Here is a 6,813-nt window from a genome sequence, read left to right on the forward strand (position 1 = left end):
GTCCTCTGGGGCCGCTAGGGATTGGGATAAAGCCCGCACCCTGCGCATAGCGCGGGTGTCGGGTAGTTTACTTAGACTCACTTAGAATGAAGGCTGAGTCGCCAGGGGATCCCTGCAGGCTTGGTTTAAGACATGCGTTGAGGTTGCGATGACGGATGCCTCTGGGTCAGAACGATTGAAGCGAGCGAAAGGTATTTCTGAGGGTACGCCCTCATCTCTGCCGGATCACCTCATCCGGGCCACGGCGGCAGAAGGCAAAATCCGAGTGGTGGGCTTGGTGGCCACCCAGGCGGTACAAGAGGCAAGGGAGCGGCACAAGCTCTCCTATGTGGCGACAGTGGCCTTGGGGCGGGCCATGAGCGCAGCCCTGTTGCTGGCGGCCAACTTGAAGCGACGCCAGGCGCGGATTAACCTACAACTGAAAGGGAATGGCCCCTTGGGCAACATCTGGGTGGATGCCGGCTTGGATGGCACGGTACGCGGGTATGTGAGCAACCCCGCCATTGAGCTTCCTCTCACTGCCGAGAGCAAGTTGGATGTGGGCCAAGCCGTTGGGCGCTATGGCTACCTCCATGTGCTGCGGGATCTGGGGTATGGCCAGCCTTACACCAGCGCGGTGGAGCTGGTTTCGGGAGAGGTGGGAGACGACATCACCTACTACCTCTCCTCCTCAGAGCAGATTCCCTCGGCAGTCCTTCTGGGAGTAAATCTCGACTCACAGCGGGTACGCGCCGCCGGCGGAGTGTTGTTGCAGCTGATGCCAGGGGCGCCGGCCAGTCTGATCCCAGAGATGGAAGCCCGTTTGGCCAAAGTGGAAGAATTTAGCCCGATGTTGGCTGGTGGCGGCGGCTTGCGGGAGCTGTTGCAAATCTGCCTGGGCGACTTGGATCTGAAAATTGCGCCGGAAATGCGCACCATCCGCTTCTACTGCAAGTGCAATTCCGACCGAGTGAAGGGGGCCCTGCGCATGCTGGGGCGGGACGAGTTGCTCGATATGATCCACACCGACAAGGGGGCAGAAGCGGTTTGCCAATTCTGCAACGAGGTCTACCGCATCTCGGAAGACGAGCTGCGCTCGATTGTGGCGGAGATGTCGGCCACCCCCTGATGGCACAATGATGGCCAACTACGGGATCCCGATTCTGACACCTCTCGATGTTGTCTGAGCCCCCGGTTGAGTTGGTTGAATTATCGGTTGTTGTCCCCTGCAAAAATGAGGCGGATAACCTGGAACACCTGTTTGAGCGTCTGCAACTTACCTTGGAGCCGCTGGGGATCCCCTACGAGATTATCTGTGTCAACGATGGCAGCCAAGACAACACGCTGGAAAAGCTCATTGCCTTCCATCGTCGGGATCCCCGTATCAAAGTGGTGAACCTTTCCCGTTGCTATGGCAAGGAGATCGCCCTTACTGCCGGCCTCGATCACGCCTCTGGTCGAGCTGTTGTTCCCATCGATGCCGACTTGCAAGATCCGCCGGAGCTGATCCCGGAGATGCTGCAGCAGTGGCGGCAGGGCTATCAGGTGGTTTATGCGGTGCGCCGCAGCCGCCGCGGGGAGAGCTGGCTAAAACGCTTTACAGCCAACGGCTTCTATTGGTTGATTGATCAACTCAGCCAGGTGCGGATCCCGCGCAATACAGGAGATTTTCGACTGCTGGATCGGCAGGTGGTGGAGGCAGTTAAACAGCTGCGAGAGCGCACCCGCTTTATGAAAGGGATCTTTGCCTGGGTGGGCTACCGGCAAACGGCCATTTTTTACGATCGCGCCCCCCGCTTTCGCGGCAAAACCCAGTGGAACTACTGGCGGCTGTGGAACCTAGCCATAGAAGGCATCACCTCTTTTAGCTCTTGGCCGTTGCGGGTGTGGAGCTACATAGGGTTGGCGATCTCGGTTCCAGCCTTTTTGTATGGCCTTTTTCTCATCATCCGCACCTTGCTCTTTGGCTCCGATGTACCTGGCTATGCCTCTTTAGCGGTGATGATCTTGTTTTTGGGCGGGATCCAGCTGATCAGCTTGGGCGTGATTGGCGAGTATTTAGGCCGCGTTTTTGAAGAAGTGAAAGGCCGCCCCCTCTACCTGGTCGATGGCACCTTTGGGTTTGAGACCCCACGACCTTCCCCTGCCCTAGATTCAGTACCTACGCAAAAGCTAGGATGAAAAGTCATCTTTCAGAGTTTTGGATCCCGAGGCAACATAACTTTGGTACTCGCGTATAAAGATATCTTTCATCTCTTCTGGAGATAGCTGGATCCCTTGGATTTTGGCGCGGGCGATGGCCTTCATCAGCTCGATATAGGCCAGGCCCAGAGAGAGAGTGAGGGTGGCTGCCGTAGTGGATTGGATAGCGCTGCCTACAATCCCCGGGCCGGGAATCATCTTCAGCAAGTTGGACACAATCGTTCGCCCGATTGCTGTTGTAATTGTAGTGCCTGCCAAAGCGGCTATCAAAGAGTAGTAAAAAGAAGGGGAAGCCTCGAAGCCAAAAATAAAGCTGATATTGGCAATCATGCCTGCTTGGGCTGTAACCAACAGAGGGGCATCTGCAAAGGGAAGGGGCACTGCCCCGATAAACGCTGCACTGGCCACATAGCCTGATACGTACTTAAAGGCAGCCTCGGCTTTGAGATCCACCCGCAGCAATTGCTGGCGGATAAAGGCAAGGCGAGCCACTTCCGGCAAAAGCTCTAGCGTGCAGCCAATTAGGTGCTCCAGCCCGTGGGCAGGAATGGTAATTTGCCGGGTAATCGCCTTGTTGCGGGCCAAAACGGGAACAATGTAGCGGACAGGCAAATTTTGATGCTGCAAATACCGGAAAAACTCGCTCTCTTCAGGATTGGGATATTCCAAGCATTGGGTTAAGACCAAGATGACGGGAACGTCTTTGAGTTCCAACTCCTTTAGCCATTTGCGTTCAACTTCCTCCAACCGCTTCAGTTCGTGGTGGAGGCAGTACCAAACAACATGGATGTGATGTTCAGGATCCTTAAAGCGCAGCTCCTCGATAAGCTGGGAAACCTCCAGGCGAACTTGCTGATTCTGTTCACCGTCTAGTTCCATGCCAGGTGTATCGTAGATGGTGATTGGGCAACCTGGCTTGGAATACTGACGAATGTGGCGGGTGACGGGGCTGCCAACACCGGTACGGGCCAGCTCATCTCTAAACACTGCATTGACCAAGGTGCTCTTGCCCACCCCGCTTTTGCCAATGACCAGGATGTTGCAGTGGCCCAACTCTGTCTGCGCCTCTAGGAGGTCCTTCTGTAGTATCTGAGACACCGAATTCCAGAAAGACTTAAAGGCTTCTGGCTTCTCGAGAGATTCAGAAGCTTCTGGGATGCCTCGGGCACGGTCAACAATTTGGCGGGTTAGGTCAGTCAGTTTCTCTAAGAAGGATGGGCTTTTCTGAGACATGCTTCTTGCTTCTTCCCCTAAGGCCGATAGCCCCACAAAGGTAGTTCAGGGCGGATCCTACTGCCAAGTTTCTTCCGATACCGGAGACTGACCTAGCCAAGAGCCAATCTGTCTGCGCCCTGATCCCACTCCAAAGGGATCTGCAACAACGGGCTTATTGAGAGTTATTCACAAGAGCCATTTTCTGCACTATGCTAGATTTGGAGATAAACACCCAGGGATCCCAGGCCCGCTATGGCGGGCAGTTTAGGATTCGCAGCTCCTCTTAACTTGTGCTGGAGAATTTTATGTCCGAAACTTCAACCCTGCGCCAGTCTTTCAACAGCGTGCGCGACAATCCTGTCTTGCTTGGCACTGAGATAACCCAGCCGGTTTGCGAGGGGATGAACGCCCTGCTGGCCAGCTTCCAGGGGCTGTATTTGCAGTACCAAAAGCATCACTTCGTGGTAGAAGGCACTGAGTTCTATCCGCTGCACCAGCTTTTCAAAGATCATTACGAGCAGGTGAGGGAGCATGTCCACGACTTGGGAGAGCGCCTGGAAGGTCTGGGAGGTGTGCCGGTAGCCACCTTCAGCGGCTTGGCCCAGCTCTGCTGTTTTACCCCTGAGCCGGATGGAGCTTTTGGGGCGCGGCAAATGTTGATGAACGACCTGGCGGCAGAGCAGGCCATCATCGATCTGCTGCGGCGACAGGCAGCCCAGGCGGAGAGCCTTGGGGATCGGGCCACTCGCTACCTCTACGAGCAAATCCTGTTGAAAACAGAGGATCGCGCTTTCCATCTCCATCACTTCCTGGCCAACGATAGCCTGGTCTTTGGCTTGATGAACGGCAGAGTCTAGCCAGAGGGTCTACAGGTGGGCTTGAGCCTGCCTAGCTTCCGGCCTCTGGCTTTTTTTTGAAAGGCTATTGAGAATTTGTTTCATCTCTTCACTATTCTTTACTCTGAGGTGCTGATCCCGGCCATGAACCCCGTCTTTCTGGACTCTGAGCGCGGCTATCTCTTGAACATTCCTCTGGGCGAGCGCTGGCGCGTTGGTCGGCGGCTGATGGAATTGGGGATCCCGGCGATTTGTACAGGAGATGGTCGTCTGCGGGTGGAGGTGAGTACTCCATTGGCTGTTCTACAGGTGCGCAGTGTGATCCGTCAGCACACAGCGCGACGACAGGAGCTATTGGATGGCCTAGAGGCTTGTTGGCAGCTCAACACAGAGGCTGGGGGTCAAGATGAGCAAGTTCCCTAAGCAAGGAATCCCGTTTGAGTCGGAGGGCCAGTTTTTGGGATTTCTTCCCGATAAGGATGGCAAGCTCAAGTACCTGCGTTGGCAGGCTGGGGCTGACATTTTTTCCGGCAAGATCCCCAAGCCCCTGCGTTCTGCCCTTTACCGCACCCTCAAACCTGGAGACACCGTGCAGATCTGTGGGGAGCGGGAGGTGGATCCGCACAAAGGGCGAGAGAAGTGGGTGCTTTACCGGGTGGTTCCCCTCGGAGAGAGGGCGGGGGGTTTGTCTTCGGCTTCTGGGGCTGAGGCAGCTTCCGAACCGGTTGCTCCAAACATCACAGATATCAAAGGAGATATCAAAGGTACAGACATCAAAGGTAAGGTGCTGGTCTGCCAGAAATCCGACTGTTATCGGCGTGGGGCCGGAGCGGTGATGCAAGCCCTGAACGCCCACTTGGCCGCCTACTCTGGTTCGATTTGCGTGCAGGGGGTGGGCTGCATGAAAGATTGCAAACGGGGCCCCCATGTGGTGTTTATGCCCGACAAAGCCCGTTATAGCGGCGTTTCCCCCCAAGGGATCCCGGATCTGTTGGAGCGGCATTTTGCCATTGCGTCGCGGGTACAGCAGGTTGAGACAGCGGCTTCTTCCCAATGCCCACGCTGACCCTCCATCGGCGAACGGCTCTGTGGGGCGGGCACGAGTGATTTTCCTTCTGCAGAGGAGCCGCTTTGGGTTGGTTTGAGACAGATTCCTTTCTTTTTCCCGGTGGTGGGCTGCAATTGACTGCCCTTGCCCCCCGGGAGAGGAGAGCCAACACAATCACACAGGTTGCTGCAATCGGAAATGAATGGTGCAAAGGGTGCAGCAGTAGACCTGGGGAGAGCGAGATCCCGATTGCCAGCTGGTGGAAGGGATCCCTCCTGTGTGATGCTACAGACAGAGGCAGGCTAGGGGAGGGAACAAACCTTGCGGGTGGGGATCATCGGCACCGGCTACGCAGCTCGCTCACGGGCCGAGGCCTTGCGCAAAGATGGGCAAGTGCAGATTGTCGCTGTTGCCGGTCGAGCTCCCGACCGGAGCGATGCTTTTGCCGCCGAGTTGGGGGCCGTCGCCTATTCGGACTGGTCTTCTCTGTTGGGCGAGCAGCGGCTGGATCTGGTTTTTGTCAGCACCATCAATCGGGATCATGCCGCCATTGCCCGTGCTGCTCTGGAGGCAGGGATCCACACCGTCGTGGAATATCCCCTCGCCCTCAGCGCTGCCGAAGCGCGTTCCTTGGTGCAATTGGCAGCCGAGCGGCAAGTGCTGCTGCACGTCGAACACATCGAGCTAATTAGCGGCGTTCACCGGTTGCTGAAACGAGAGCTGGAAGGGCTGGGCAAGCTGTTTGCCGTTCGCTACATCACTCTCACCGCCACCCACCCCGCCCCCGATCGCTGGACCTATCGGCCTGAGTTGTTTGGCTTCCCCCTCATGGGGGCCGTTTCTCGCATCCACCGCTTGGTGGACTTGTTGGGCAAGGTGGAACGGGTGAGCTGCCAACTGCGCTACGACGGGCCGGATCTGCCCCACCGCTACAGCAGTTGCTACTGCACAGCCCAGCTGAGTTTTGCCAGTGGATTGCTGGCGGTGTTGACCTATGGCAAGGGGGATTCCCTGTGGTGCTCGCAGCGGCTACTGGAGTTCCACGGTCAACGGGGGGGCCTATTGATCAACGGCGAAGAGGCAACGTTGCTGCGGCCCGGCAGCGCCCACCCTCTAGAGACGGGATCCCGCCACGGCCTGTTCGAGCAAGACACCCGCATGGTGCTGGATCACCTGCGCCACGGCAGACCCCTCTATATCCATACTGAAAACATGCTCCACGCCCTGGCGGTGGCCGAGGCAGCCGAGCGATCTGCCCAAACCCAGCAGGTGGTTTGCGTTCAGGATTGGCCCTAAGGGAAGTCCCTCTCCCCTTGAGAGAGGGGAGCTACGCAATGGGGAGTTTCACTGGGATGTTATGGTCATTTCAGGTTAAGGTGAGACGCCTGGGCTGCTGATCGCGCCAGCGGGACGGAGTCCTTGAAAAGCCCTATAGCCTGCTGCACTCAGAGTTTTAGGTGTGGGTGCAGTGCCCTAGTTTAATTGAAATGACCATACTGGCAATACAGGGATCCCTGAAAATAGACAGGATGG

Annotated in this window: 7 protein-coding genes; 6 read left to right on the forward strand and 1 reads right to left on the reverse strand. The window is 56.7% G+C overall.

What is annotated here, in order from left to right:
- Positions 1-217: 217 nt before the first annotated feature.
- A complete protein-coding gene (gene hslO / locus NW837_RS01645) occupies positions 218-1,108 on the forward strand; it encodes an Hsp33 family molecular chaperone HslO (protein ID WP_414328989.1) in 891 nt (296 codons plus the stop codon).
- A 71-nt stretch (positions 1,109-1,179) separates the two neighbouring features.
- A complete protein-coding gene (locus NW837_RS01650) occupies positions 1,180-2,160 on the forward strand; it encodes a glycosyltransferase family 2 protein (RefSeq protein WP_414328984.1) in 981 nt (326 codons plus the stop codon).
- Here NW837_RS01650 and NW837_RS01655 read toward each other — a convergent pair.
- The gene (locus NW837_RS01655) at positions 2,152-3,414 is read right to left on the reverse strand and encodes a YcjF family protein (RefSeq protein WP_414328985.1); all 1,263 of its coding nucleotides are present in this window, start codon (positions 3,412-3,414) and stop codon (positions 2,152-2,154) included. The genes NW837_RS01650 and NW837_RS01655 overlap by 9 nt on opposite strands.
- Positions 3,415-3,701: 287 nt before the next feature.
- Here NW837_RS01655 and NW837_RS01660 point away from each other — a divergent pair, with 287 nt between their 5' ends.
- The 4 genes from NW837_RS01660 (at position 3,702) to NW837_RS01675 (ending at position 6,576) form a co-directional block, all read left to right on the forward strand.
- Positions 3,702-4,253: a Dps family protein gene (locus tag NW837_RS01660; RefSeq protein WP_414328986.1), complete on the forward strand. Its 552-nt coding sequence runs from the start codon at positions 3,702-3,704 to the stop codon at positions 4,251-4,253.
- Between the two features lie 123 nt (positions 4,254-4,376).
- The gene (locus NW837_RS01665) at positions 4,377-4,655 is read left to right on the forward strand and encodes an Asr1405/Asl0597 family protein (RefSeq protein WP_414328987.1); all 279 of its coding nucleotides are present in this window, start codon (positions 4,377-4,379) and stop codon (positions 4,653-4,655) included.
- Positions 4,639-5,298 carry a (2Fe-2S) ferredoxin domain-containing protein gene (locus tag NW837_RS01670; RefSeq protein WP_414328988.1) on the forward strand — a complete coding sequence of 220 codons (660 nt, stop codon included), beginning with the start codon at positions 4,639-4,641 and terminating at the stop codon, positions 5,296-5,298. The genes NW837_RS01665 and NW837_RS01670 overlap by 17 nt, the downstream gene beginning before the upstream one ends.
- 309 nt (positions 5,299-5,607) lie before the next feature.
- The gene (locus tag NW837_RS01675; RefSeq protein ID WP_414328990.1) at positions 5,608-6,576 is read left to right on the forward strand and encodes a Gfo/Idh/MocA family protein; all 969 of its coding nucleotides are present in this window, start codon (positions 5,608-5,610) and stop codon (positions 6,574-6,576) included.
- The last annotated feature ends 237 nt before the right edge of the window (positions 6,577-6,813 follow it).

The sequence above is a fragment of the Synechococcus sp. R6-10 genome, assembly GCF_047461815.1.
GTDB lineage: Bacteria > Cyanobacteriota > Cyanobacteriia > Thermostichales > Thermostichaceae > Thermostichus.

Excerpts from the sequence above, each read along its gene's own strand:
- NW837_RS01665 (WP_414328987.1), top strand. The coding sequence starts at position 4,377 with ATGAACCCCGTCTTTCTGGACTCTGAGCGCGGCTATCTCTTGAACATT.
- NW837_RS01670 (WP_414328988.1), top strand. The coding sequence starts at position 4,639 with ATGAGCAAGTTCCCTAAGCAAGGAATCCCGTTTGAGTCGGAGGGCCAG.
- NW837_RS01655 (WP_414328985.1), bottom strand. The coding sequence starts at position 3,414 with ATGTCTCAGAAAAGCCCATCCTTCTTAGAGAAACTGACTGACCTAACC.
- NW837_RS01660 (WP_414328986.1), top strand. The coding sequence starts at position 3,702 with ATGTCCGAAACTTCAACCCTGCGCCAGTCTTTCAACAGCGTGCGCGAC.